The organism is Pseudomonas kitaguniensis (genome assembly GCF_049199985.1).
Classification (GTDB): Bacteria; Pseudomonadota; Gammaproteobacteria; order Pseudomonadales; family Pseudomonadaceae; genus Aquipseudomonas; species Aquipseudomonas kitaguniensis.
In genome coordinates this window covers 63,457-85,155 of the sequence record NZ_JBLZPT010000004.1, presented here as the reverse complement: position 1 = coordinate 85,155, position 21,699 = coordinate 63,457, and the positions used below count along the sequence as shown (strand labels likewise).

General features: G+C 55.6%; 21 protein-coding genes and 2 pseudogenes. 5 read left to right on the top strand and 18 right to left on the bottom strand.

The genetic code is table 11. The features are described 5' to 3' along the window. Window positions 1-4: 4 nt before the first annotated feature. The 7 genes and pseudogenes from ACOZK9_RS07540 to dhaL all read right to left on the bottom strand — a co-directional run bounded on the left by ACOZK9_RS07540 (window position 5) and on the right by dhaL (window position 5,367). Window positions 5-376, bottom strand: a complete 372-nt coding sequence (locus tag ACOZK9_RS07540) for a TIGR03745 family integrating conjugative element membrane protein (protein ID WP_421555559.1) — start codon at window positions 374-376, stop codon at window positions 5-7. Window positions 377-393: 17 nt separating this feature from the next. Continuing rightward, window positions 394-633, bottom strand: coding sequence for a TIGR03758 family integrating conjugative element protein (locus ACOZK9_RS07535; protein WP_421555558.1), 240 nt, complete (start codon window positions 631-633; stop codon window positions 394-396). Further along, window positions 630-965 carry an integrative conjugative element protein, RAQPRD family gene (locus ACOZK9_RS07530; RefSeq protein ID WP_421555557.1) on the bottom strand — a complete coding sequence of 112 codons (336 nt, stop codon included), beginning with the start codon at window positions 963-965 and terminating at the stop codon, window positions 630-632. Before ACOZK9_RS07530 ends, ACOZK9_RS07535 begins: the two co-directional genes overlap by 4 nt. 198 nt (window positions 966-1,163) lie before the next feature. Then, window positions 1,164-1,886 (bottom strand): annotated as a pseudogene (eno, locus tag ACOZK9_RS07525) (phosphopyruvate hydratase); the annotation flags it as partial. Further along, window positions 1,879-2,049, bottom strand: coding sequence for a hypothetical protein (locus ACOZK9_RS07520; protein WP_421555556.1), 171 nt, complete (start codon window positions 2,047-2,049; stop codon window positions 1,879-1,881). The pseudogene eno and the gene ACOZK9_RS07520, both read right to left, overlap by 8 nt. 14 nt (window positions 2,050-2,063) lie before the next feature. Continuing rightward, window positions 2,064-3,512, bottom strand: coding sequence for a pyruvate kinase (pyk, locus tag ACOZK9_RS07515; RefSeq protein WP_421555555.1), 1,449 nt, complete (start codon window positions 3,510-3,512; stop codon window positions 2,064-2,066). 133 nt (window positions 3,513-3,645) lie between these two features. Beyond that, the gene (gene dhaL, locus ACOZK9_RS07510; RefSeq protein ID WP_421555554.1) at window positions 3,646-5,367 is read right to left on the bottom strand and encodes a dihydroxyacetone kinase subunit DhaL; all 1,722 of its coding nucleotides are present in this window, start codon (window positions 5,365-5,367) and stop codon (window positions 3,646-3,648) included. 1,097 nt (window positions 5,368-6,464) lie between these two features. Between dhaL and dhaK the strand changes: the two genes are divergently transcribed. The 5 genes and pseudogenes from dhaK (at window position 6,465) to ACOZK9_RS07485 (ending at window position 11,995) form a co-directional block, all read left to right on the top strand. Continuing rightward, entirely contained in the window at window positions 6,465-7,454 is a 990-nt protein-coding gene (gene dhaK / locus ACOZK9_RS07505; protein WP_421555553.1) for a dihydroxyacetone kinase subunit DhaK, read from the top strand. A gap of 111 nt (window positions 7,455-7,565) precedes the next feature. After that, window positions 7,566-8,276 carry an MIP/aquaporin family protein gene (locus ACOZK9_RS07500; RefSeq protein WP_016974312.1) on the top strand — a complete coding sequence of 237 codons (711 nt, stop codon included), beginning with the start codon at window positions 7,566-7,568 and terminating at the stop codon, window positions 8,274-8,276. A gap of 255 nt (window positions 8,277-8,531) precedes the next feature. Continuing rightward, entirely contained in the window at window positions 8,532-9,551 is a 1,020-nt protein-coding gene (locus ACOZK9_RS07495; protein ID WP_421555552.1) for a LacI family DNA-binding transcriptional regulator, read from the top strand. A 440-nt stretch (window positions 9,552-9,991) separates the two neighbouring features. Next, window positions 9,992-11,134, top strand: a pseudogene (locus ACOZK9_RS07490) (HAMP domain-containing protein); the annotation flags it as partial. A 15-nt stretch (window positions 11,135-11,149) separates the two neighbouring features. Continuing rightward, window positions 11,150-11,995, top strand: a complete 846-nt coding sequence (locus ACOZK9_RS07485) for a methyl-accepting chemotaxis protein (RefSeq protein WP_421555627.1) — start codon at window positions 11,150-11,152, stop codon at window positions 11,993-11,995. Between the two features lie 1,088 nt (window positions 11,996-13,083). Here ACOZK9_RS07485 and ACOZK9_RS07480 read toward each other — a convergent pair. From ACOZK9_RS07480 to ACOZK9_RS07430, 11 genes are all read right to left on the bottom strand, one after another. Continuing rightward, window positions 13,084-13,815 (bottom strand): TIGR03747 family integrating conjugative element membrane protein, encoded by a 732-nt coding sequence (locus ACOZK9_RS07480; protein WP_421555551.1) that lies wholly within the window; start codon window positions 13,813-13,815, stop codon window positions 13,084-13,086. A gap of 90 nt (window positions 13,816-13,905) precedes the next feature. Then, a complete protein-coding gene (traD, locus tag ACOZK9_RS07475) occupies window positions 13,906-16,011 on the bottom strand; it encodes a type IV conjugative transfer system coupling protein TraD (RefSeq protein ID WP_421555550.1) in 2,106 nt (701 codons plus the stop codon). 8 nt (window positions 16,012-16,019) lie between these two features. Continuing rightward, a complete protein-coding gene (locus ACOZK9_RS07470) occupies window positions 16,020-16,535 on the bottom strand; it encodes an integrating conjugative element protein (RefSeq protein ID WP_421555549.1) in 516 nt (171 codons plus the stop codon). After that, window positions 16,532-17,080, bottom strand: coding sequence for a lysozyme family protein (locus ACOZK9_RS07465; protein WP_421555548.1), 549 nt, complete (start codon window positions 17,078-17,080; stop codon window positions 16,532-16,534). The genes ACOZK9_RS07470 and ACOZK9_RS07465 overlap by 4 nt, the downstream gene beginning before the upstream one ends. Beyond that, window positions 17,062-17,781: a TIGR03759 family integrating conjugative element protein gene (locus tag ACOZK9_RS07460; RefSeq protein WP_421555547.1), complete on the bottom strand. Its 720-nt coding sequence runs from the start codon at window positions 17,779-17,781 to the stop codon at window positions 17,062-17,064. The genes ACOZK9_RS07465 and ACOZK9_RS07460 overlap by 19 nt, the downstream gene beginning before the upstream one ends. A 9-nt stretch (window positions 17,782-17,790) precedes the next feature. Next, the gene (locus ACOZK9_RS07455) at window positions 17,791-18,462 is read right to left on the bottom strand and encodes a chemotaxis protein (RefSeq protein WP_421555546.1); all 672 of its coding nucleotides are present in this window, start codon (window positions 18,460-18,462) and stop codon (window positions 17,791-17,793) included. Continuing rightward, on the bottom strand, window positions 18,459-19,001 hold the full coding sequence (gene pilL2 / locus ACOZK9_RS07450) for a PFGI-1 class ICE element type IV pilus protein PilL2 (protein WP_421555545.1): 543 nt from the start codon (window positions 18,999-19,001) through the stop codon (window positions 18,459-18,461). Before pilL2 ends, ACOZK9_RS07455 begins: the two co-directional genes overlap by 4 nt. Before the next feature lie 106 nt (window positions 19,002-19,107). Next, window positions 19,108-19,845, bottom strand: coding sequence for a DUF5983 family protein (locus ACOZK9_RS07445; protein ID WP_421555544.1), 738 nt, complete (start codon window positions 19,843-19,845; stop codon window positions 19,108-19,110). Between the two features lie 52 nt (window positions 19,846-19,897). Beyond that, complete coding sequence (gene radC, locus ACOZK9_RS07440; protein ID WP_421555543.1) at window positions 19,898-20,392, bottom strand: RadC family protein; 495 nt, start codon at window positions 20,390-20,392, stop codon at window positions 19,898-19,900. Between the two features lie 100 nt (window positions 20,393-20,492). Beyond that, window positions 20,493-20,750 carry a hypothetical protein gene (locus ACOZK9_RS07435; protein ID WP_421555542.1) on the bottom strand — a complete coding sequence of 86 codons (258 nt, stop codon included), beginning with the start codon at window positions 20,748-20,750 and terminating at the stop codon, window positions 20,493-20,495. Between the two features lie 71 nt (window positions 20,751-20,821). Next, entirely contained in the window at window positions 20,822-21,403 is a 582-nt protein-coding gene (locus tag ACOZK9_RS07430) for an STY4534 family ICE replication protein (RefSeq protein WP_421555541.1), read from the bottom strand. Window positions 21,404-21,699: the final 296 nt, after the last annotated feature.

Sequence of the window (21,699 nt, the reverse complement as noted above, 5' to 3'; positions counted from 1 at the left end):
AACCTCATAGAATCGCGGCAGCCTTGGTCAGAAACCAGATGATGATTACCACCAGCAGGGCGCCGATGCCAACCACCGCGCCGAGGTCTTTCCAGGTCTTGCGCTGGTTCTGCACGTCGGCATACACGGTCAGGGAGTGCCAGGCTACACCGAGAAAAGCGAGCAGGGCGATCAGCAGGCCGAGCAGGATGCCGCCGTCGTAGGCGTAGTTTTTGATGGTTTCGATCAACCCGGAACCTTCACCGCGTGAAGGAGCTTCCATGGTCGGTAGTTCGGCAAAAGCCAAACTTGGGCCGAGCACCAGCAGCAGACCGATCACGCGCTGGCTGGCACGATCACGCAGGTTGTTTTTCAGGGGGACAAAGCACTTGAGCATGACGGCGATCTCCAGGGTTAGGACAGGGTGAAGAACATCAAAACCAACAAGGTGAGAATCACGCGTGCGGTACTACCGCCAAACGCACCGAAGCGCACACTGCCGGTCGCCCACCCGCGGTAAGCCGTCCACATCACCCAGGCGCACCAAAGCAAAGCCAGAACGAGAACCAGGGATAGCCAGAGCGTCGAACTGCTCTGCGGTGAGAAACCGGAGGCGTTTTGGAACGCTGAGGTTTGGGCGTCAGTCATGCTCATGGCGACTGCTCTGGGGAAAGAGTGTCGAGGCGGTAATCGCCAGTTATTCCACTGGAGTCACGAGGCTGGGCGCGGGGCGGAGACAAGTAATCCTTCACACCTTGACGGATTCGCTGGATGTCCTGAGTCAGCCGGGGGTAGTCGAAGAGATAGCGTTCGTAGTGTTCAGTCGCGCTGGTTGCCGCAGCTTGAGTTGCAAGGCGTTCGATAACGTCGAGCTGCTGCTGGACTAGGCTGAGCTGATCCTGCTCATGAGCAGATGCGGCATAGCAGATGCCATCGACGACAGCCAGCGAGAGTAGTAACAAGCAGCGAAAGACGGTAGTTGGCATGATGCGGGCCCATATGGATATGGGAGCAGAGTCAAGTCAAAGGTCGAATTCTTCAGTAAGAAACCTGAGGTAGGATAAATCGCTTTTTCTGGAGAGATACTGGAGATGAGAGCTTACAGCTATGTGGCCCTTCAACCTTTGGATAGTGGTTGGGGCATTAGGGCGACTCCGCTCTCAATGAGCTTCGTTGATGACGATACCCAACTCGTAATCCGCATTGCTCACCGCTTCCTTGATAACGATCAGTGCTTCTTCGTTGGAGGCAAGCGAAGGAGCAAACCCACCCTCATCCCCCACCGCAGTACTCAAGCCTCGTTCCGACAGAACCTTCTTCAAGGAATGGAACACTTCGGCGCCCATGCGAAGCCCTTCACGGAACGAAGTTGCTCCGACGGGCTGGATCATGAACTCCTGAATGTCGATGTTGTTATCGGCATGCTCACCACCGTTGATGATGTTCATCATGGGAACCGGCATGCTGAACTTGCCTGGCGAGCCATATAGCTCGGCCAAGTGTTCGTACAAGGGAATGTTCTGGATCTTGGCAGCCGCTTTGGCGGTCGCCAGTGACACGGCGAGAATCGCGTTGGCTCCCAGGAGACTCTTACTCTCGGTTCCATCCAACGCAATCATGACGTTGTCGATTTCGCGCTGGTTCAGAGCATCAAGCCCAATAAGGCACTCGCGGATGGGGTTGTTAACATTCTCGACCGCTCGCATTACGCCTTTGCCCATGTAGCGCGATGCGTTGTCTCGCAATTCGAGCGCTTCACGTGAGCCGGTCGAAGCACCAGAGGGAACGCTGGCGGTAGCACTGACTCCATTCGCGAGTGTTACCACTGCTTCGACAGTCGGATTTCCTCGCGAGTCCAGAATCTCCCGAGCCGTGACTTGTTGAATAAGGCTTATTTTATCAAGCATGGTTTTCCCCCTTCGGATGGGTCGGAGCTGAAGCATCGTCGCTTTGCAACTTCAGCAACTCCTGCTGCTCCGCGTACTGCTCACGAAAATCGAAATCTCTTGGCCACGATTCGCGATCACAGTTACTCGTCGTGTCTTGGTCTATTGAATTGATCACACTCATCAATGCTTCCTCACTCAGCGAATGGTTTTGCCGACGCAAACCACTCGTAGAGAATTAGTGCCACCCTGCGCGTTGGCGTAGTCGCCTTTCGTGATTAGCACGTGATCGCCAGCCTTTACGACGCCACGTCGGGTCAGTTCCGCAACGGCCTTCTCATTCACCAACTCAGGGGTGAAATCATCGCTGTCGAACGGAATGGTGGTGACACCACGGAAAAGCGCGACTCGGTTCTGGGTAGCCAGGTTGCGAGAGAACGCGAAAATGGGCAGGTGCGAGCGAATGCGCGACATCAAACGAGGGGTATCGCCGCTTTCCGTCATGCAGATGATGGCTTTGACGCCATGCAAATGGTTCGCTGCGTACATGGCCGACATGGCGATTGATTCGTCAATCTTGTGGAATACTTGATCGACACGATGCTTGGAGCGATGGGACTGAGGGTGTTTTTCGGCACCGATAATGATCCGATGCATGGCCTCAACTGTCTCGACGGGATAGGCACCGGCTGCGGTTTCAGCGGAGAGCATCACCGCATCGGTACCATCAAGCACGGCATTGGCCACGTCAAACACTTCAGCGCGAGTCGGCATCGATTGAGTGATCATCGACTCCATCATCTGAGTCGCCGTGATCACTACTCGATTCAGTGTACGAGCACGGTCGATAATCAGTTTTTGCACGGCAACCAATTCAGCGTCGCCAATCTCAACACCCAAATCGCCGCGAGCGACCATTACGCCTTCTGATGCTTCGATGATCGCATCCAGAATACGTAGGTCATTTACAGTTTCCGCTCGCTCAATTTTGGCGATTAAACCTGCCTGCCCTCCTGCCTCATGCAGTAGTCGACGTGCCAACTCCATATCGGAGGCATCTCGCGGGAACGAAACCGCCAAGTAGTCCACCTGCATTGCTGCGGCAGTCTTGATATCTTCAAAATCCTTTTCAGTTAGCGCCGAGGCCGACAACCCCCCACCCTTTCGGTTGATCCCTTTGTTATTCGAAAGTGGCCCGCTCACCAGTACTTCGCAAATCAATTGCGTCGCCTCGACTTTCAGGACCTTGAGCTCAATTCGCCCATCATCGAGCAACAAAATGTCGTCCGGACAGCTGTCGGTAATCAACGCTTCGTAATCGATTCCGACCTGCTGTTTATCCCCTGCATTCTTGTCCAGGGAAGCGTCGAGTACGAACTGCTGTCCCTTGTCGAGGGTTACTTTTCCTTCCGCGAAACGCGCGATTCGAATTTTTGGACCTTGCAGATCAGCCAGTACCGCTACAAATCGGCCATGTTTAGTAGCCAACTCACGTACCAACCTGGCACGGGCGATATGGTCTTCGGCCTTGCCGTGGGAGAAATTCAGACGCACGACATCCACGCCTGCTTTGACTGACCCCTCGATGGCTTCGAATGATTCGGTTGCCGGCCCCAATGTAGCCACAATTTTTGTTCTGCGTTGCATGACAGCCACCACTTCAAACACGTTCGTATGAATAGCGCCCCGTATAAATCCGAAGCCCTGCTTCGCTAACCCATTGAAGGTGCCGAGGGCCTCTAAACGATTTAACGGGCGCTATGGATTTCTCCCTGGATTATCAACGACCGAAGCTTTCCAGTGCCGATACGATGGCTTTAGTCCAGACGGTCACGGCGTAGGCGCCGGGATCCACGTGCCCCAGAGCTCGTTGACCGATATACGAAGAGCGACCTTTTAGGGGCATCATATTCCGTGTTTCTTCTGCACCTTTCGAGGCGGCGGCGTCCGCCTTTTTTGCAACGTCCACAGCCTCAAGCTCATCGGCGCATGCATGCAAAGCCAAGGCTGTTGGCAATAGCGCATCCAACATCGTCCTGTCGCCAAGACTGGCATTTCCGAGGTTGACGATTCCGTCGCAGCCCGCCTGGAAGGCGTTGGCCCAGCTTGACACCGCGTTCAGATTACCGGCCCCGGATAACGCAACTCCGGCCCGCAAAACAAAGACCGCATACAAGGGGCCGGACGTACCACCCAATGCACGGCGCAGAATGGCCGAAATTTGTTGGAGAGCAATTGCGGGCCGTTCAAGGTCCAGGGTGCCGAGTGAATCTTCAATAGCGCGTGCGCCGCGGGCCAGGCTGATACCTATGTCGCCATCACCGACCACGGAGTCCAGCTGCGTCAAGACTTCTTCCTGTTGGCGTAAGGCTAGGGTGACCGACTGCAGAATGGTCTTGAATTGCCTGGCATTGTCGGAGGACCAGGTGCCTCCGATCGAAGCGGATTCTGCAACGGGACCTCTACAAGGCTGACGCGAAATGGTCCGGGCCGGCTCTGTCATTCCGTGCCAAGCCGTCGCTTCAGTAGGCGCTTGCAGACGTAACATAAGGGGGTCATTGACACGCATAAGGGAAATCGAGCAGCCCGCCATTTCCAGTGCGGTGAGAAAGGTGCCGACCATGACCCCTTCTACCTTGATACCGTGCTCAATGCATCCCAAGAGTGCCCGACGGGCGACAATGTCCAACTCCTGTGCAGGCGTGGCACCCAGGTTATTGACCATTAGCACCACGCGCTCATCCCCCTGCAAACGCCCTTGGTCAATAATTCTGTCCAACAGCGTCTTAACCATTTCATCGGCACGCTGGATAGGACCTCGGCGTACACCGCTTTCGCCGTGGATACCAAGACCATACTCAACTTCGTCGTCTTCGATTTTGAAGCCAGGTTTACCGGCGGCCGGTACGGTACAGGCGCTTAAGCCCAAGCCCATGCTGAACAGCCCGGCGGCGGCTTTTTCAACTTCACTCTTCACCTGAGAGAGGGAAAGCCCGGCTTCGGCGGCGGCACCCGCCACTTTATGAATAAATACAGTGCCTGCAATGCCTCGACGACCAACCAAACCGCCATCATTGTCCAAGGCGACGTCATCACCCACCACGACCATCTCAACCTGGACGCCCGCCGTACGAGCAATTTCCGCGGCCAGACCGAAGTTGAGTCGATCGCCAGTATAGTTTTTGATGATTAACAACACGCCAGCAGGGCCGGCGACAGCCATAATTGCGCTGAGAACTGCGTCCACGCTCGGCGAGGTAAACACGGGCCCGGCGACCGCCGCGGTGAGCATGCCATGCCCCACGTAACCGGCATGAGCAGGCTCGTGACCCGCTCCGCCACCCGAAACAATACTTACCTTATTGGCAGCTGCAAGCGCCTGAAAGTCTCTGCGGACTACGATGTTTTCACCTTCCAGGAGCATTAGATTCTGGTTGGCCAACACAGCGCCTTCCAGCATGTCCTCGACGACGGAATTTGGGTCATTGATGAGTTTTTTCATGGCGGTTATCCGGTTGACTGTCACTCACCTGGTTATGCCGATCCGGGGAGCTACGTAGGCAGTCGCCGGGCAGAGCAATCACCAGAGGTGACCAATTTTTTATTAGTCGGCGGGTTCAACAAACCACTGCTGATCCTGCAGATACCTTAAAGCGATGCAAGCCTGAGCATGGCAAGATGCATCGACCAACGACATCCGCTGCAAAGCTAGCCACAGCGCGCGATGAGGACTGGAAAAAAACGCCTACTACTCGACTCGAGGTTCGTGCAGCGTTCGAATTGAGACAGGATCATGTTCGAACTTGCCATCGCCAAGAGACCTAAAGGAGATCTCCACAGCCAATCAAGGTGTCGCCGAGAACAACCATGACGCATTTAATTTAGAAAAACAAATCATTTTAGATGCAAACACCATCGTTCAGTCATCATTGGCGTCATCATCTCCTTCGGACCTACTGTCTACCCACGCAAACTCCTGGGCAACCGGTTCGTTTCAGGGCGGGTCATCGACGTGGATGTGCCACCTGCGAAACGAGGGTGAGCTTTGCTGTGAGGCAGGACGCGCCGCCAATCGTAGGCTGATCAGCTAGACCGCAGTGGCACCTGAGCGCGAGCTACTCAGACAGCCGCTTCACCCAATCCACCCGACGACTCTTGACTTGACCGGTATCGGATCTGTATCAGCCAAACAAACGCCCTCCAAAAAATCAGATCCGCGAGATTGTATTTGATGACAAATGATGTAATATCGAAAAAACTAAGCCATCATTACACGGCAAAGGCAGAGGCTCGGAAGCCCAAACAGTCGCAGCAGCGCTGTGGGGCTGATAGAGGCGCAGGAAAGTAGTTAAGGCATCACCAGGATAATCAGCGCATTGCCTCCTCGTCTTAGAACGACTGGGATGAGGTGGCGACCAACGGCGATTTTCTTATGTGAGGCCTTGCTGAGCAGGCTATGGAAGTGAAACACGGCATGTGGTCAATGCGAGACATGCTTGTTAAGAAAGGGAGTGCATAATTTCTCGGTGAGCGGTCGCTCGGCTGCCTTTCAGTCGTGCGTCAACAGATGACGAAGTCACTCCAAGGATAAAAAAAATAATGAAAAAATTTATCAACAACGTCGACGATTTCCTCGTCGAAACCCTATCTGGCTTCGCGTCTGCACACTCGAACCTGATCGCCCTGAACTTGCAGCCGACATACCTTGAACGCAAGGTCCTGACCCCCGGCAAAGTCGCCCTTGTTTCGGGTGGAGGATCCGGTCATGAACCCCTTCATATCGGCTTTATCGGCCGCGGCATGCTGGATGCTGCGTGCCCTGGCGAAGTGTTCACCTCGCCCACCCCTGACCAGATGATGGCAGCTGCTCAAGCTGTCGATACCGGCGCTGGCGTTCTATTCATTGTGAAGAATTACTCCGGCGACTTGGTCAATTTTGAAATGGCATCCGATATGTCCGATTTGGCAACGGCCACGGTACTGATCAATGACGACGTCGCTGTAGAAAACTCAAGCTACACGACCGGTCGGCGTGGTTTGGCCGGTACCGTCATCGTGCAGAAACTAGTCGGAAGCCTAGCCGAAACTGGAGCGGATCTGGAGCACTGCAAAGCGTTTGGGGACCGAGTCAACAAGAATACGGCATCAATGGGTGTTGCTCTGACAAGTTGCATCGTCCCGGAAGCAGGAACCACCACATTCGAAATCGGTGACGATGAAGTCGAAATCGGTGTGGGCATACATGGCGAGCCTGGGCGTCGTCGCGACAAACTGATGTCTGCAGACGCCATTACTGCCGAGCTACTGGAAGCCATTTGCAATGATCTACAACCCGCTCAGGGCTCTGAAGTCTTGCTGATTGTCAACGGACTCGGCGCTACCCCCCTCAGCGAACTATATCTGCTCTTCAACTGCGCACAGAAGTGGCTCGACAAAAAAGGGCTGTCAGTGAGCCGCTCGCTTGTTGGTAACTATACGACTGCTCTCGAAATGGCTGGCGCATCGTTCACGCTTTGCATATTGGATGAGATGACCAAGGAACACTGGGACAGTCCGGTGCATACCGCTGCGTTGCGATGGGGTGCTTAGGCTTTTAGCCCAGCTCCTCTCCGTAAAAGTATATGGCGCCTTCGAGTAAAAACTAATTAGCGCTAGAGATATTTAAACCCGTAAAACAACAACAATATTGGAGATATCGACATGACATCCTTGCTTGGAGAATTCATCGGAACCGCACTGCTCGTGCTTCTCGGTAACGGCGTCGTTGCTAGCGTGATATTGGCTCGCTCGAAAGCGCTAGGGGGTGGCTGGCTCCTTATCACGGTTGGCTGGGCAATGGCTGTATTTATCGCGGTATTCTGCGTTGCACCTTACAACAGCGGCGCGCATCTCAATCCAGCGGTAACTGTCGCACTCGCCATGACTGGCAGGTTCCCTTGGGCCGAAGTTCTGCCCTATATCGGTGTACAAACAGTTGGCGCGGCGTTTGGCGCATTGCTTGTCTGGGCCGCGTACTACAAACAGTTTGGCGAGACCGAGGATGCAGGTACAAAGCTCGCGGCATTTTCTACCGGCCCCGCAGTGCGTAACCTCCCTGCAAACATCATATCGGAAGCGGTAGCCTCGTTCGTTCTTGTCTTCGGCATTCTGCAACTGGCGAGTGCCAGTATCGGGCTTGGCGCACTGGATGCCTTGCCTGTTGCGTTACTGGTGATGGGAATAGGCGCATCTCTCGGTGGGGCAACAGGTTTTGCCATTAATCCAGCCCGCGACCTCGGGCCTCGCATCTTGCATGCGCTGTTACCGATCCAGGGTAAGCAAGGAAGCAACTGGAGTTATGCCTGGGTCCCGGTTGTGGGTCCGCTCGTAGGTGGTGCGCTGGCGGCCCTGCTGTACCAAGTGCACATTTAGACATTGGTAAATGGCGGCATTTCCATGCATCGTTGCGCTCCCCACTTGATCAGTTCCTGATGGGGGGGCCTGCGATGCTGTCGCGCCACACGATGGTGTTATATTTGAATATTCATCATTTCCACATCAGCCCACGAAAGTCCGAGCGAACACAGCTAGCGTTTCGATCACTTTCAGGCCGAATAACCGAAGCCTTTTAATGAAAATGCAACCAATCGACAAATCCCTCTCAACCCCGACAAAGCAGGGGGACTGATGGCAGCCACTCGAGTGAGCATTGCCCGGCTTGCTGGCGTGAGCGTGGCAACAGTCGATCGGGTCATTCGCAACGACTCTGCGGTCCGTCCAGAAACTGTTGAGCGTGTCCAAGCTGCTTTGGACAGTTTGCGTAATACCCGAGCCAGCCGAGGACGACCCGCCAAGCACACGTCCATAAAAGTAGCGTTCGTTGTGCCTGTTATCAGGTCAAAATTTGTCGACAAGGTTGAACGCGATATTGCCCTCTCAGCCAGCTTCTTTAGAGAGCACCGGATTACGCCATCCTTCTACCGTTGTGACTTCTCCGATAATTTGAAGACCGCACAACTCTCAGAGTCCTTGCGCGGATATGACTCCGTCGTGCTTTTACCACTGGATTATCCGTGGGTGGATCAGTTCATCGACACGTGTTGCGAGGTAGGAATACCGGTGATAACGGTTTTTTCGGATCGACCGGCGAGCCGACGCGCACTGTTTCTAGGCGCTGACAACCGGATGATGGGGAGAACCGCTGGATTGCTGATGGGCAAGTTCACTGCAGGCAGATCTGGCACCGTCATCATTCTGTCTGATTCATCACGTCTTCCGGACCAGAGCGAACGCAGGACCGGTTTCGAACAAATTCTGGAAGAGGATTTCAAACATTTGCGCTGGGCCGTGGAACCCGACTTCCCCACGGATGAAGAAGAAGCCTATGTAGCGTTAAGAGACGCGCTTCCCCGCTACTCCAACGTTACCGGGGTCTATGTAACAAGAGATGGCGCAGCAGGTGTGGCAAAAGCGTTGAAAGACTTGCCCGCAGAACCACCGATCGTATTCATCGGGCACGGCATTTCTGACTCGACACGTGCATTACTGACGGCTGGCGGGATGGACGTAGTACTTGATCAGGACGCCCGCGGGGTGGTGCATGCCGCAGGACTTGCTGCGCTCAATCTGGTTAATGACGTCCGTGGCTTGGCGGGCTCTGTTAGACAACCCATCCAAATCTACTTCCGTGAAAATGCGAATGCTTGAAGATTGTGGCCTGAACTCGCCCTAGAAATTTCACTGTCATAGGAACGATGAATACACAACCGCCTCGCCACCGCTGACAAGTGTTTCATAACAGGAAACACCTCGGCAGCTCCCCTCTAACTCCTGGGGGAAGCCCATAAAACGTGAAACAGCCGGTTTATTCTCGCGGACCGGCCTCGCCGACGTTTTGGAAAACGCGTCAACTTAGATTGATTTTAAACTTAGATTCTGCTTAACGCACCAAGTCTAACTACAGACAAGACATAAAGATCACTCGTCTAACCCGGTACAGTCGTTGCTGGCGACTGCCTTCCGAGCTTTGACAAGCCTTGAACAATATCGGAGCGATATCCCAGCCAACAGCAACACACTTTCTTACTGCCAAAAGGAAGCCTTTTACAACCAAGGCCGATCAAACCAACAATATAGAAGACGACATTATGAGTGTATTTAGAACAATTCAGGCCCGTTATACTTTTACATTGATTTTTTTCATCATTTCTATCGTCGGACTCACTATCGTCGGGATAAAGCTTTTCATAACACCGCAATTGATGACGACTGACCAGGAAGTATTGATCGCCAAGGTTGAGGAAATCAGCAATAAAATCACCATGGAATTGTCTAAGGTACAAGCACAGTCGCGCAGTATCACCCAAGCCACAACGTTGTTAGATAGCGACACCATAGATAAGGTACTACCGGCCTTGCTTGATCAGTACGGCGATATAAAAATTGTTGGCGGAGGCATTTGGCCACTTCCCCAGAAGCGAACTCCTGGCCGAGAAAAGCACAGTACGTTTTACGTACGCGATGCATCGGGAGAGATGATCGCCAACCACTTTTGGAATACCCCTGAGTCCCCCCCATACTTTAACCAACCGTGGTACCAAGGTGGTGTGCAGGCTCTGCGAGGGCAGTGCGGATGGTCAGCAGCCTTTGATGACGCCGCCAGCCCAGAACCGCGCACTGCCTGCGCCATGACCATCTTCAAAAATAACGAGGTGTATGGTGTTTCAACAATAAATGTCACTTTGAACTTCTTCAATCAACTGGTCGCAGATAAAGAAAAAGAGATCAGCGGTCATGTAATGGTGGTCGAATCCAATGGCACGATCCTTAGCAATGAGTCGAGTGGAAACAGTAATATTGTACTGAAGAATGTTTCCGACCTGGCTGGCAAATCGCCGTTCATCGCAACGATCCAGTCTGCCCTGAAAGCCCCACCAAAGAGCTCAGAGCTGGTCCAGAACCACTACATAGGAACAGAGGGGGAGGACCACACATTCCTTCTGATCAGAATATCCGGCACGCCCTGGTTACTGGCCGCTTCTCAGCCAACTCGTCTTTTGACCGCGCATGGTGATGCCTTACTCAGGACCTTGAGCATGCTCCAGGTACCAGTAGTGCTCTTGTTGTTGCTGCTGATGGTATTCGCTTTAAAGAAACTGATTAATCGCCTAGCGATTTTGAAATCCAACATTGATTCATTATCAGCTGGTAATGCTGATTTGACTCGGCGAATTCCAGTCAAGGGACAGGATGAAGTGGACGACGTGGGGAACTCCGTCAATCGCTTTATTGCTTACTTGAGCGACATGATCAGCGACGTATCCAGCGCCACAGAGCAGATTTCCGATGAGATCGCTCTACTCAAGCAGCAATCGCAACACTCCAACGAAATTCTCGCGCAGCACGCTTCGCAAACAGACCAAGCAGTAACAGCGGTCACCGAGATGAGTGCAACTGCCGAATCTGTTGCCAAGAATGCTAGCGACACGGCGAGTTTTACACAGCAGGTCAACGAGCACGCCAGGGCATCCAAGCTCGTAGTGCAGGAGGCCTCTTCCAGTGTCCTCGCCCTTATCGGTGAAGTCGAAAGTGCCACGGCAAAAGTCCAGTTGATGGAGCAAGACACGAACCGCATCAATGATGTGCTGAGCGTGATTGGCGAAATCGCAGGCCAGACAAACCTCCTGGCGTTGAACGCGGCGATCGAGGCGGCTCGTGCTGGCGAGCAAGGGCGGGGGTTCGCCGTTGTGGCAGATGAAGTACGAGCCTTGGCAGGACGTACTCAAAAGAGCACTTCTGAAATCAATGAGATGCTGTCGCGCCTTCAACAGGGTGTAAGCGCGGCTGTCAACGCTATGGATAAAACCAAAATCAGTTGCCAGATCACCGCCGACAAGACGACCAAGGTCCACTCCGACCTGGATAAGATGGCGAGTTCAGTTACTGATATTAGCGATCTCAGCAATCACATCGCTACCGCAGCTGAGGAACAGAGTGCGGTGTCCGAAGAGATAAACCACAATATGGTTTCAATACGGCAGATAGTCGAAAAATTGGTCGCAAACGGTGAGAGCGCTAATCGCAGCACCGACATGCTGCAAGACTCTAACAATCGCCTCATCTCACTCGTAAATAGCTTCAAGACTCGTTAATCGATAGTACCCAGAAAACTCGGCCGGTGGTGATCTTGTACCTCACAAGATAGCGTTACAACTACGCAAATTAGCTCTTGGTTCAGACCGGCCGAGCAATAAGAAGGGAGAAAATGAAGGTCAAAAGTTGTAAATGGGAAAGTCTTACTAGATTACAACTACCCTTCCGTAATCCTCGACTCTCGATGGCCAAACAGACCCTCGAAGTGATAGCATCAGAGACGCTGTCAGTAGTGGATGAAAGGAATAGTCTCGTCTGGAAATCGGTGAAGATAGGCCGTTTTGAAGCGAATCCGTGAATGAACTGAACGACCAGGCACCAGATGCGTAATTGCACGGACTTGACCGCCGAATTGCATTGCAACTGACCAAGCATTTGCATTCGTATTGACCACCTGTTTGCATGCGGCTTGACCAATACATATCGTTGCGTCGACCGGTTGATTCCACAACCCAATGCGGACGGTGGGCTTAGAATTCAAAACGCAGGACTGCTCATCCTCTCGCTTGGCATCCGTTACTCACCCCTTCTCAGCTCTGCGTAAGATATTTGTTCTTGTTCGGGGAGGCTTAGGCATTGGTAAGCGCCTCTGCGAAGGAGCTTTTACGAAAGTGCTTTCCTGAGCAGATGGTTGATACCTACGTGCGATTCGAAGCATCCCCCATAGCGATAGCTATCGCCATCCAAGCGGCGATCATGCTGAAGATGGTCATTGCAAGGCTCACAAATTCCCCCACTGCTTTGTTGTCTTCTGACTCTTTTAGTGAGCTCGGGCGATAACCGTTCCGGGAAGACCGCGAGGCGGGGCATAGATGAGCATTGCGAGCAGGAAGCAAATGGGCGAAGTTTTGCATGAGGCTTTTTTCGCAAAAAATGGGATGTAGCTTGCGCTATGGGAACGCGTTGGACTGACTTTGATAAGCCCACCTATGACGTATACATCGGGGCTATCAAAGTCCTGCAAGGAGGGTGCTCGCTCTGGGCGGTAGAAGAGTATTGGAAGAAAGGCAACCGGCAGTAACGCTGCGGCCGCCAAACACGCGCGTTGTCATATCGACTGAAATAAAAATTAGCACTTGTGTTGCACTTAGATATGTTTTTTGAACGTCGCCGCCGTGATTGCCATGGTCACCCCAAGCATCACGGAGCAAGGCAGAAATACGGCCATAGGATTGAGCGAAAAGGGCAGGGACAGGTAAATGATCCAGGGCACGATCAGCAGTGGGATGACCGCTCGCTTGGCCCGGTGATAGACAAAACTGCTTTCGCGCCCTGCGCCAAATTTTCGTAGGTCGCGGCGCATCAGGCCGTCGATAAAACCGGTGAACATGGCCAGCAGAAACAGGGGAGTCGCCAAGGCCAAAATGGTCAGGCGCACCACAAAGGTGAAGCTGACATACACCGCCGCCAGCACAAAGTCCTCAATACTCACATACAGTTGATTGATCCAGCCCCAGGAACCTTTGCCCTGGCTCGACATCCGCGCCTGCTGGGCAAAATCCGCAAAACCGGTTTTGACCAGCAGCCACTGATTGAGGAGCTCCAACCACTGGCCAATCGTTAACCCAGGCTGTTGGATGAGAAGTGAGGACTTGAAGTGCTCGCTGAGCCAGCCCAGTTCACTGGTCAGCATGGCCTGGCTATGCCGCCAGCCCTGATCACCCCAGAACAGCAGCAGGCCAGCGAACTCGATGAGGATCGAGAACAGCAACGAGGCAATCAGCAAGCCGATGATGCGCAACATTAGGCTGATCGCTGAGACGATTAATCCTGGGCGCTGGATCGGTTGTGGCGACGTATTCTGGGCGGAAGTCGCCATTGTTCACTCCATTGCGCGCTGCAGAGTTGATGTGGGCAATACGTCTCCTGGATCGTTTTCTGCTGAATCGAAACCTGTGGCAGGGGCGGGCTACCCCACCTGATCCAGATCGAAGTTGGTGGTTGGGCCGCCACCGCTTGCGCTCCACCACTGTCCCGCCTGCGCGTTGTAGGCCGCCCGCATCCGTTGAGTGAGTTCCTGTAGGTCCTTGGGCATGGCATCGTCGTTGGAGGGTTTGGGTAAAGGCATGCGGACTTTCCAGAGCTGGCCACCGGCCTGGAAGGAGAACATCTGTCCCTTGGGTAGACTGACGATATGAGCAGGCTCGATCAGCGGCACACTGGTGCTGCTGACACGGTCCTGTGACGACGAGGTGAAGTCTGTGTTGGCCTCAGGATCAGACGTGTCGGTGGCGCCCGACACCAGGGTCTTGGTCAGCACGTTAACCTTAGGCAACTGTTGGGTGAGCAGTTCCGCAGTGGCGGTTTCGCGCACCCGCAGCATCTGCAGGGTGTTGAAGTTGCCAATAACCTGGCCGGCCTTGGCGCGGTTGCCGATACGTGCTTCGATATCGCTGAGGGTCTGGGTGTAGGCGGTCACCTGGATGCCGGCGCCACCGCCCTTATTGATCAGTGGGATGAATTCATCGCCCATCAACTCGTTGAACTCATCGGCGTGCAGGTTGATCGGTAGCTTGACACTGCTGCTGCCCGACGTGGGCAGGCCATGGTCAATGCCATGTTTGTAGATGTGGCCGGCGACCGAAACCAAGTCGGCGAACATGGAGTTGCCCACCGCGGCGGCTACCTCGGCGTCGGTCAGTGCATCCAGGCCGACGTAGACGATGCCGCGTTTTCGGATGATCTGCATCCAGTCGAAGATTGGCCGCGGGTCATCCAGGTCGGTGTAGTTTGGGGCCAGTAACTGGGCGGTCTTGCCGGTGGTGAGTTTCTCCAGCAGCGGCAGTAGCGAGGCCACGATTTTGTCGAAGTAAGTACGGTCATATCGCACAGCTGAACGCAGTCCGTCCATTACCGGATCAAATACCCGCTTCACCGCTAGGTACTGCTCGATGGCCACCACCCGCTTTTCGCGTCCCACCATATGCCGGGGAATGTTCTTCTCGGTGAGCTTGCCTTCAAGTTGGACGATCACTTCCCACGCCTTCGGGTCGGTCTTGGCGAAAAACTGCTGGGCGTACTCGATGAACAGGGCGTCGATGTTGACCACATGTCGCTGGATCTGCAGGTAGTCCGGACGCCGGCCCAACTCGATCAGAGCGCGGGCGATGATGTTGACGAAACGCCAGGCGAACTCACGAAAGGCCGCGGAGTTGCCTTCACCGCTGAGCTGCCCGGCGATGCGCGACGCCACTTCCGAAATGCGCCCGAAACGTCCTACGGCGTTGTAACGCGCGGAGATCTCTGGCCAGCCTAGATGGAAAACATAGAATTCCTTTTCCCGACCGGCGCGTTTTGCTTCGACGTACATGCGTTTGAGCAGGTCGGCATCTCCCTTAGGATCGAAAACGATGACCACCTCATGTTCGACACGGTGAATGTCCTGGGTGATGTACACCTCGGCGAGTCGCGTCTTGCCGACGCGAGTAGTGCCTAGCACCAGGGTGTGTCCGACCCGTTCGCCCAGTGGCAGACTGACCTCCGTTTCATTGGGCTCGACCCCATGCAACAGCGGCGAGCCACCTACCGAGGGCAAAGGGCGCAACGGATTGAAGGCACTGTCCCAGGCGGTGACACGGACCAATGTCGAGAGCGGAAACGGTGCATGCTCCAGGCGCCGTTCGAGTCCACGGGCCAGACGGTAAGAGGTCGGTTGGTCAACATAGTGGGCGACCGCCGGATCCTGGGCTTCGACCAGGCGCTGGGTGTGCAGGCGGGTCCAGCGAAAGCCGCGGCCCATGAACAGACGCTTGCGGCTGATCGGAATCTGTCGACTGGTCAGCTCGTAACGGGGCAGCCGACGGATATTGCGCCGATAGCGCAGCACCTCCCAGGCTTGTCGAAGCCGGATAAGGCCGAACAGGGCATAGGCCAGCGCCGCAACCAGCCCAATCTCGGGTGACAGGGCCACAGCCCAGGGCGAGTGCACGCACAACACTGCGGCGGCGATGCAGATCGCTACGGTGTACAGCTCCACCGCTGGCCGGAGCTTGGACTCCATCGCATGCTCGGCCATGACCTGACTCACTGTTCCAATGAGGTGGCAGTGATCAAGACGGGGTAGTGCTTAATCTGCAGGCGGTCGGCGATGTCGTTGCCGTTGACCGGCAGGATGGTGATGTTCGGAGCGGCTGCTCGAATCCGGGCCAAAGCTTCGGTGTCGATCACTTCGACGGCGAGGCCAGCCGCGCCCATTTCCTGCAGTTCAGCCGCGCGTTGACGCAGCCAAGTCAGCGACTGGGGATCGTCACCCACTAGAAAGAAGGGTTGCAGGCCGGGCATTTTCAGGGAACGAGGCGTGACCGGGCCGGGGCTCAGCCGGGAACTACTAATCGGCAGTATCCAGGCCACATCGGCAAAGGTGGACAGGTCCGCATGCACGGGCCGATCAGCCTGAACTCTGTTATTTATCGGCACGCCCATGGCTGGGAAATCGGGTTGTGTGAAGTCGCCAGGCTGATCCCCTGCTACGGTCAGTTCCGGCTGGGCGAAAGGAGCCAAAAGCAGGATGAAATAGCAGGTAAGGGGTATTCGCGTCATAGTGGTGTGCCCTGTTTGAACGCAATCAGCAGTCGTTCGAGTTGCCGGGAAAAACCCGCGCGGTAACGTGCGGCCGGTGCTCCTCCTGCCGGGCGGTGATAACGTCCGGCAGCCAACACCCAATCACCGGTGGTAGCGTGATGCTCCTGCAACAGCGCCGCGGTGACGGCGAGATTTCGGTAGGGGTCGAGGGCTTCGCAGGGACTGGAAAAATGTTGTCCGTGGTAACCCAAGTTGGTTTGCCCGAGTCCGGCATCAACCCGCTTGGCGTCATGTCGCGCGAGCGCCTGAAGCAAGGCGTGACAGGCAGCCTGGCGAGTGGCGAAGCGGTAAGGACTACCGGCGATGTTCAGGGTCCATGGCCAGGGCAGCAGTCGACCACGGACGCGGAGTCCACTCTCCTGCAGGGCAATCGCGAACAGCACCGTAGAAGGGATGCTGGCGTCATGCGCCGCAAGTTGATAGGCCGGAGGCGGAAGTTCGTCAGCCTGGACGGCGAGCATCGTCAGCACGAGCGCAAGACCACTCAGTCGAGGCGTTGCCATTGTCCATTCACCTGTTGGTAAGTGGCGGGCAATGGCCCCAAGGCCCCCAGGCTGAACCAGCGACCACGGTCATGGTTCAGGGTGATCTGCCGGCGTTGAACCTTGGCCGGATCGATGTCCGCTTGCCGAGCCCAGCGACGGACGCGTTCATCCTCGCCTTGGCTGCCCACCAAGTAGATATCGAACGTCGTGTCACTGTTTTGCAAACGTTGTGCTTCAGCGGTGCATGCAGGGCAGTGGTCCTCCACAAACAGGGCTGGGCGCGGCGCGACCGATGAGCTGGTAGGGGACGAAGATGCCATGCCTTGGATCGGCAGCAGCCCGGGAAACAGCTTGGTCCAGGCCGCGGTGTAAGCGTTTTGGTAGGCCAATTCACGCTCGGCGCGTTTGGCTTCCAGTGCTACCTGTAATTCGGCATAGCGCTGGCGTTCTTGGTCGGTCTGGGCCTCAACCCCGAGTGCGGTCAACGGATCAAGGTTCGGGCTCCAGAAACCGCGCGGGCCGGCTTGGATCTGTTCGAAACGCGTCCACTCCTGCTCGGTCAGGCCCCAGCTCGCCGCCTGTTTAGAGTCAGAGCGGCCAAGTGGAGCAGACTGCGTGTCCTGGGTCCGTGACGGTGTCGTGACGGGGTTGCTCATCGCAGCGCCCATAGCCAGTAGCGAAGCGAGACAGACGACGGGGAGTAGTGGCGCTCTGTTCATGATCGCTTCTCAAGGGAGGTGCACGTTCTGGTCTGGCCGAGCGGCCACCGCGAAGATGGCTGAGTTCGGCTCCAGTGCTTTTAGGTGCCAGGCGCCGAACTGCTCACCGCTGTGCAGCAGCCGAACATCCATGAGCGAGCGACTGTCAGGAGGTGCGACCGCCAGAAAACGCTCGCCCCCGCGGGACTCGACACTCAACACTGAGAACGGTGGGGAGAGCGGGATGGACTTGGGACGAGCGGTCGTTTTCGGCTTGGTCGTGGAAGACGTCGGTGGTGGTGGGGATGGCTGAGTCTTGAGCTCCAGGAGCTGCTGCTCGACGTGCTCAAGGCGTGCGCGTAGCGCGGTCATGTCCGCCTCGGTGGCGCGGGCTGCGAGACCATCGCGCAGTTCCTGTATCTCTTGCGCCCACTGATCCAGCATCGGATCGAGGGTATTGGCCTGTCGCTCACCAGTATTGACCATCTGCTTCAGGTCTTTCAGCGCGTACTGCAGTTTTTCCTGTGCACCCTTGAGGGCGTTTGCATCACGTTGCAGGGTGTCCAGGGTTTGTCGGTATTGCGTGTTGGTGCTCTGCAGTTCTGCCATGCGCTGATACTGGTTATACAAACCGCCGCTCAGGCCGGCGACCGCCAGGCAAAGCAATCCAACAATGAGGGTTTGAAACGTTGAGGCTTTCATGGACGCGCCTCCGATTGATAGAGCAAGGCGGGTGTGGTCAATGCAACACCGGCATTCGTTTTCCGCTGCTCGAAGCAGACCGAACGGCTGACTTCATCAGTCGTGAGCTGCCAGGCGGATCCAGCCAGCACTTGTAGCGCGCTGCGCAAAGGGATAGGGCCGAGCCGGTAATGGGCTGCTGGCAGGGGTCGGGTAAATAGCACCTTCACCGACGCGGTAACGGGGCAGAGCGAATAGCCCGAGCGCTGCAATACGTACTGCAACGCGTGCTGCACGGAGGGAGTCAGGCTGGACGGGATGTTCACCTCAATGATTTGAGAGAGAAGATCGCGTTGTTCGGTGGTGGGCTCGGTGCTGACCAGCGTATAGCGGCCATAGCGAAGTTCTGCCGGCTGGTTTCCTTCGGCTGTACCCTTCGAGAGCTGGGCCCGATTGGAACTACTGTCGATCTCTGGATGGGTCGGCAAAGGGTTGGGGATTTGCGCGGTGCAGGCGCCCAACAAACCCAGCACGCAGACAGGCGTGAATAAACGCTCCATGGAAGAAACCTCATGTCAGATTCAGTGCAGAACCTGACATGAGGTGAAGGAGCGATTCAGTGAGAAAGTTGATTCAAGACGGGTCGTGTTAAAGCCGAACGCGTTGCTATTCATCAAAAATGGCGAGCCCATCCAAGACGGTAGCGTCGGGGTCGAAGATCAACAATCGCACATCCGCCAATGCCGCCAGATACAGTACGTTGACCAAGGCTGCCGGCGTACCGGCATCGAGTTGCTCTTGCCTCAGCGATGAGTAAGGACAGCCCTCGATTTTCTCCAGGTTATCGTCGGTCCAGGGTGTGCCGATCAGTTTGCAACCGATGCCGTGGCAATCCGGCAACGCGAAAAGCTCGAACAAAAGGCCGGTTCGCCGCGGCGCGGAGTGATTGACCCACCCTTCCAGATAGAACATCGCTTCTTCAGAAAGGTGTGCGGTACTGATCTCCAAGGTTCGACTGTAGTGTCCCGTCTCGAAGCTCAAGCGATGGATCATGGCTTGTGCCTCTTCCAGGGAGTACAGATCGCCGACATGATGCCGCTCGTTGAGCATTTCGCCCATCACGGCGTAGATCACTTGGCGCACCAGTCCGGTGGATTGGCAGCGTTCATCCAACTCCTCCGGAATGGGTCGGCCTTCGCTGATCAAGGCGAAATCGTCATTGAACAGGCAGGGGAACAGTAGCAGCTCATTGTCGGGCAGATGGGCTTGTGCGTCGTGTAGGGGGCGAAAGCAGGGAGGGCAGTCGTCTTCGTAGGTGATCAGTAGCAGCCGTTCAATACGAAGGTTGTCGTAACCGCGAACAAATGGGTTTGAGGCTGGCAGCAGGGCTGGGGTTTGGTTCATGAGGGGTCTCCAGAATGGAAATGAACAAGGCGCCCGTAGGCGCCTGTGAGGGTTAAAGCCAGCCGTATTCGGCAAGGGAGAGCGGACGACCTTCACCCACGATGAAGTGATCCAGTACGCGCACTTCGATCAAGGCCAAGGCCTCTTTCAACCGTGCGGTCAAGATGCGATCCGCCTGGCTGGGCTCCGTACACCCTGAGGGGTGGTTGTGAACAAAAATGGCGGCCGCAGCGTTATGCGCTAGGGAGCGCTTAACGACTTGGCGGGGGTAAACGCTGGCGCCATCAATGCTGCCGTGAAAGAGGACTTCGAACGCTAGCATGCGGTGCTTAGTGTCGAGAAAAATCACACCGAAGACTTCATGCTCTTGTTGCGCAAGGTGCAGTTTTAGGTATGAGGCCACAGTGTCAGGCGACGTCAGGTTAGGGCCGCGGGCGAACAGCCGACGATCCAGAATATGCAGTGCTTCGTCGATCACCTGGTTTTCTTGGACGATACGATCAGCCTCGAAATCCGAGGTCTCAATCAGTGTGAGTTGGGTGCTCATGGTGGTACCTCCGAAGGGAACAATCAGGGGTACACGCCCGAGGGGAGTGGTGTCCCCTAGGTGGATAAAGCGTCGCGGGTATTAGCCGATGACGCGCTGTTTACAGCCGAGTGAATCGATGGCGTTGTCCGTGCAGGTGTGAGTCACAACCGTCGCAGGGCAATGGGGAGAAGGCTTTTACTCCCCAGTCGGCGTCGGGATCGAAGTCGGCACTCATGGGCATTAAGCGAACCAGTCCACGATGAATGCCGGCGATGCGTTTCTCGATTTCATCCGTCGTGTAGTAGAGCGATAACGTGCTGTAGTCCTCGTAAGCCGCAGCAAACAGGCAGTCGTCGCAAAGCCAGAAGGATTCCATGTTGGTTCTCCTGTGCGGATTGAAGAAAAGGCGCTCGATTGAGCGCCTTGATGTAAAACATCGTGGATTGTTCAGGCGGACTGAACAGTACGCGTGGCGACACGGCGGGCCGTGCGGGGAGTGGGTGGAGATTCAGGTTCGACCTGAGCCTCTTTTGGGGTTGCGGTCTCCTCGGCGTCGACATCAGCCGACGTTGGAGAGTATTCATTGATCGGCGCTTGCTCAGCAGGTGCTGTTGCTTCCTGCCTGGCGGGCGCTTTGTACTCGAACCTGCCGTTGACCTTGATCCAGTCGATGAACAACAAACGACCTTTCAAACTGGCGCCCGGTTGACCCTGCTTAGCGCCTTTCTCGTAGAGAAACGGATCGATCCACAGGTCGCCGATACGGAACGACAGCAAGACCTTTTTCTCGGCTTTGACGGCGTCCATATAGAGACGAATCAAACGTTCAGCTTCGCCTCCAGCGACCTTGCAGTCGAAGCGGGTGTACTCCACCGCATCGGTGGCACCGTGCAGGGCGGCGATATCGCAGGCCATGAATGGCTGGCCCCGGCGGACTTGGACTTCACGAACACGGTTGAGGTAGCCGATACCGACGGTGTGCAGGTTGAAGTAAGTGGTCGCTTCTTGGGAGTGGTTGGCGTGGGCCATGGTGGTTCTCCTGTTTCAAGGGAAAACGGCGACGCACAGTCCCTGACGGGGAAGTGAGCCCCCGTCAGGGTGGGTAAGGTAAAGGCGAGTAATGAACGACTCGCCACCGGCAAGCCGATGACGATCAGAACGATGCGCCTTGAGGGAATAGCGGTGCAGCAGAGGAGCGTCTGCGGTGGTGATCCGCAGGCATGGGGTAGTGGGCATTCATCACCGCTGAAGCGGTAACCGCGCGAGCTTCCGAACGCTGATCGCACTTGGGTAAACCACCACGAACGTGGCGTAGCCTTGAAGGT

Excerpts from the sequence above, each read along its gene's own strand:
- ACOZK9_RS07540 (WP_421555559.1), bottom strand. The coding sequence starts at position 376 with ATGCTCAAGTGCTTTGTCCCCCTGAAAAACAACCTGCGTGATCGTGCC.
- ACOZK9_RS07535 (WP_421555558.1), bottom strand. The coding sequence starts at position 633 with ATGAGCATGACTGACGCCCAAACCTCAGCGTTCCAAAACGCCTCCGGT.
- ACOZK9_RS07530 (WP_421555557.1), bottom strand. The coding sequence starts at position 965 with ATGCCAACTACCGTCTTTCGCTGCTTGTTACTACTCTCGCTGGCTGTC.
- ACOZK9_RS07520 (WP_421555556.1), bottom strand. The coding sequence starts at position 2,049 with ATGAGTGTGATCAATTCAATAGACCAAGACACGACGAGTAACTGTGAT.
- pyk (WP_421555555.1), bottom strand. The coding sequence starts at position 3,512 with ATGCAACGCAGAACAAAAATTGTGGCTACATTGGGGCCGGCAACCGAA.
- dhaL (WP_421555554.1), bottom strand. The coding sequence starts at position 5,367 with ATGAAAAAACTCATCAATGACCCAAATTCCGTCGTCGAGGACATGCTG.
- dhaK (WP_421555553.1), top strand. The coding sequence starts at position 6,465 with ATGAAAAAATTTATCAACAACGTCGACGATTTCCTCGTCGAAACCCTA.
- ACOZK9_RS07500 (WP_016974312.1), top strand. The coding sequence starts at position 7,566 with ATGACATCCTTGCTTGGAGAATTCATCGGAACCGCACTGCTCGTGCTT.
- ACOZK9_RS07495 (WP_421555552.1), top strand. The coding sequence starts at position 8,532 with ATGGCAGCCACTCGAGTGAGCATTGCCCGGCTTGCTGGCGTGAGCGTG.
- ACOZK9_RS07485 (WP_421555627.1), top strand. The coding sequence starts at position 11,150 with ATGATCAGCGACGTATCCAGCGCCACAGAGCAGATTTCCGATGAGATC.
- ACOZK9_RS07480 (WP_421555551.1), bottom strand. The coding sequence starts at position 13,815 with ATGGCGACTTCCGCCCAGAATACGTCGCCACAACCGATCCAGCGCCCA.
- traD (WP_421555550.1), bottom strand. The coding sequence starts at position 16,011 with ATGGCCGAGCATGCGATGGAGTCCAAGCTCCGGCCAGCGGTGGAGCTG.
- ACOZK9_RS07470 (WP_421555549.1), bottom strand. The coding sequence starts at position 16,535 with ATGACGCGAATACCCCTTACCTGCTATTTCATCCTGCTTTTGGCTCCT.
- ACOZK9_RS07465 (WP_421555548.1), bottom strand. The coding sequence starts at position 17,080 with ATGGCAACGCCTCGACTGAGTGGTCTTGCGCTCGTGCTGACGATGCTC.
- ACOZK9_RS07460 (WP_421555547.1), bottom strand. The coding sequence starts at position 17,781 with ATGAACAGAGCGCCACTACTCCCCGTCGTCTGTCTCGCTTCGCTACTG.
- ACOZK9_RS07455 (WP_421555546.1), bottom strand. The coding sequence starts at position 18,462 with ATGAAAGCCTCAACGTTTCAAACCCTCATTGTTGGATTGCTTTGCCTG.
- pilL2 (WP_421555545.1), bottom strand. The coding sequence starts at position 19,001 with ATGGAGCGTTTATTCACGCCTGTCTGCGTGCTGGGTTTGTTGGGCGCC.
- ACOZK9_RS07445 (WP_421555544.1), bottom strand. The coding sequence starts at position 19,845 with ATGAACCAAACCCCAGCCCTGCTGCCAGCCTCAAACCCATTTGTTCGC.
- radC (WP_421555543.1), bottom strand. The coding sequence starts at position 20,392 with ATGAGCACCCAACTCACACTGATTGAGACCTCGGATTTCGAGGCTGAT.
- ACOZK9_RS07435 (WP_421555542.1), bottom strand. The coding sequence starts at position 20,750 with ATGGAATCCTTCTGGCTTTGCGACGACTGCCTGTTTGCTGCGGCTTAC.
- ACOZK9_RS07430 (WP_421555541.1), bottom strand. The coding sequence starts at position 21,403 with ATGGCCCACGCCAACCACTCCCAAGAAGCGACCACTTACTTCAACCTG.